Origin of the sequence: Flavobacterium sp. (assembly GCF_039916025.1) — a bacterium.
Taxonomy (GTDB): domain Bacteria; phylum Bacteroidota; class Bacteroidia; order Flavobacteriales; family Flavobacteriaceae; genus Flavobacterium.
On record NZ_JBDSMB010000034.1, the window covers coordinates 1 to 3252 of the forward strand.

General features: G+C 32.1%; 2 protein-coding genes. Both read right to left on the reverse strand.

Annotated features, from left to right (window positions below; all coding sequences use genetic code 11):
- Positions 1-215: 215 nt before the first annotated feature.
- Complete coding sequence (locus ABIQ27_RS01805) at positions 216-2360, reverse strand: S46 family peptidase (protein ID WP_348031504.1); 2145 nt, start codon at positions 2358-2360, stop codon at positions 216-218.
- A gap of 41 nt (positions 2361-2401) precedes the next feature.
- On the reverse strand, positions 2402-3252 hold an 851-nt coding region (locus ABIQ27_RS01810; protein ID WP_348031506.1), incomplete at its 5' end, for a glycosyltransferase N-terminal domain-containing protein.

The following is a 3252-nucleotide window of genomic DNA, read 5'->3' on the forward strand; positions in this document are numbered from 1 at the left end:
TACAAGATACTACAGTTAATGCAGCAATAACAGCTAAACTTAAAAATACTTTTTTCATCTTACTTAATATAAAAGGTTAATTATTAATTCGAGGCAAAGATATAAATTTTTTAATAGGTTAAAATAATTTTTTAATTTTTTTTAAAAAACCTATATTTTACTTCGATTTTTGTTTTACAACAACTGTGCCAAAACTTAAATTTATGTTAAAAAAACTAGTCTTTCTTTTTTGGAGCAATGATTTTTAACTCTTTAATCAGATTATCAGCTCCCGCAAATTTATCAATGATGAATAAAACATAGCGAATATCAACCATAATGTTTCTACAGATTTCAGGCGAATAATAAATATCGCTCATTGTTCCTTCCCAAACCCTATCAAAATTCAAACCTATTAGATTTCCTTTGGCATCTAAAGCCGGGCTTCCTGAATTCCCGCCAGTTGTGTGGTTTGTTGCAATAAAATCTAAAGGCATTCTACCGTTTACACCATACACACCATAATCTTTTGCATTGTATAAATCAATTAATTTTTTAGGAGCATCAAACTCATAATCACCAGGTTTATATTTTTCAATAACGCCATCCAAATAAGAGAAAGGCTCATAGAAAACAGCATCGCTTGGTTCGTAACCTTTAATTTTTCCATAAGTTATACGAAACGTACTATTCGCATCGGGGAAATTTCTGTTTTTCGGAAATAATTCTAAGATGCCTTTCATATAGGTTCTTTGTGTAGCGGTATTTCTTAAATTTATTTCATCATATTTTGGCATTACATTTTTTAAATGTGCATCAGCAATAGCTTTTATTACTTTATATCCTTCGTCATTATTTAATTTTTCCAGAACAGTTTTTGGATCGCCAGTCAATAGCTCTTTGACTTTATCATAACTTACTAATTGGGATTTTGTAAAAACTGTATTGCCTAAATTCTCCGCATTGATATTTTCTAATGAACTTGGTAAAAACTGTTTTGGATATTTTTTACTATAAATAGCAATTAATTCATCGAAGACTTTTTGATCAACCGCTGGATTAAATTCATTATAAAATTCTCCCCAACCATTGATTAAAGTTTTTTTTCTGTCATTGAAAGACTGTTCGCCTTTGGTGTTATATAATTGTTCTAATTGATATAATTTATAACCAACAGAAAGGATTTCAGCATTTTTCTCAACTATTTCAGTAAACATGTCTTTTGCCAAAGCATAATCTTTAATCTCAGCATAATTTTTTTCAAAATCAGGTAACAGATTTCCGTATTCGACTTGTTTTCCTGCCTCAATGGCTTTTTGTTGGAACTGCTTTTCAAAATTTTGTTTGACTCCTACAGCATTTGATTTTTTTAAACCTTTGACTTCTCCTTGCCATTTTTTCCATGCGTTGGCAATTGTTTGATTTTTAGATGCATATTGAATTTTGATAGCTTTATCTTTTCGCATAAATTCTTTTTGAACTTTCAACGTAGCATCGCGTAGTTCAATTTTAGCGGGATCAGATGTGTTTACAATTTGCTCAATAGCATATGAAGGTAAATATTCCTGTGTTGTTCCCGGATAGCCCAAAACCATTGTAAAGTCATTTTCTTTTAAACCTTTAATAGAAATTGGGAAATAGTATTTTGGTTTATAAGGGACATTTTCTGCTGAATATTCTGCCGGACGATTGTTTTTGTCAGCATAGATCCTGAATAATGAAAAATCTCCGGTATGTCTAGGCCAAACCCAATTATCAGTAACATCAGCAAATTTTCCAATCGAACTCGGCGGCGCACCAACCAATCGAATGTCTTTAAAAGTTTCGGTTACAAAAAGCAAATATTGATTTCCGTTGTAAAATGTTTTGATGACGTTTTCTTCCCAGTTTTCTTTAGGTAATGTTTTGGTAAGAGTGGCTATGTTTTCCAGGATTTTTTTCTGTTTATCAGCTTCCGAAGCAATAGTAGCGATACCTTCCAGAACTTTTGTAGTAACATCATCAATTCTCACCACAAATGAGACTACCATTCCTTTATTAAGTAATTCATCTTCCATTTTGTAGGCCCAAAAACCATCCGCTAGATAATCGTGTTCAACAGTTGAATGATTTTGAACTGCATCAAAACCACAATGGTGATTGGTTAAAATCAAGCCTTTATCTGAAATTACAGCTGCAGTACATTTCTTGTCAAATTGTGGAACGCCATCTTTTATGCTCGATTTGTTGATGGAATAAATCTGCTCGGCTGTGATTTTCATGCCAAGGCTTTTCATTTCGTCTTCATTCATTCCTTTTAATAAAGAAGGAATCCACATGCCGCCTTGCTGGGCAGAAACCTGAGTAAAAACAAAGAGTAATAGTAGTTTTAGGAATTTCATTGAAAAAATATTTAATAGAATTTATGAGTTTGCAATTAGTTTTATTTGTTACAAATATGCTTCAGAATAATATCGGTAGCACCTTTATTCATTTGTACAAATGTTGAACAGATATGTCCTTTTTCATAACGGATATCTTCATTCGAAATCAAATTTGAAAAGGCATCATTAAATTCATTTTGATTTGAAATTGAAACGCAACCTTCCTGATGAACCAAAGCCACAGCTTCGGCAAAATGAGAAAAATTTTGGCCAATAATAATCGGAATTCCAAAAGTGGCTGGCTCTAAAATATTATGAACACCCGGATTTCCAAAACCGCCGCCAACATAAGCAATATCTGCATAGCTGTAGATTTTGGTCAGAATGCCAATGGTGTCAACGATTAAAACATCGTAATCCGATAAATCGGTATTCACCTTTTCTGAAAATAAAATCGTTTTTTTAGTAATGGAATTTTTCAATTCCTGAATTTGTTCAGATTTGATATTGTGCGGCGCAATGATGAATTTTACTTTCTCAATGGTTTGATTGATATAATTCACAAGCAAACTTTCATCTTTTGGCCAGGAACTTCCAATGACAATTGTAGTCGTATTGTTTTTAAATTGTTTAATGAAATCCAGAGAATTATCTCTTTCCAAAATTGAAACTACTCGGTCAAATCGTGTGTCACCAGAGATTTTCACATTGTTGAAACCTAAACTCTGCAAAAGTTTTTTGGAGCTTTCATTCTGCACAAAAAAGTAATCGAATGTTTTTAGTGCGTTTCGGTAAAAACCGCCATACCATTTGAAAAATGCCTGATTCTCTCTGAAAATTCCCGAAATCAAATAGGTTTTGATATTCAGTTTTTTTAATTCATTCAAATAATTCGGCCAATATTCATATT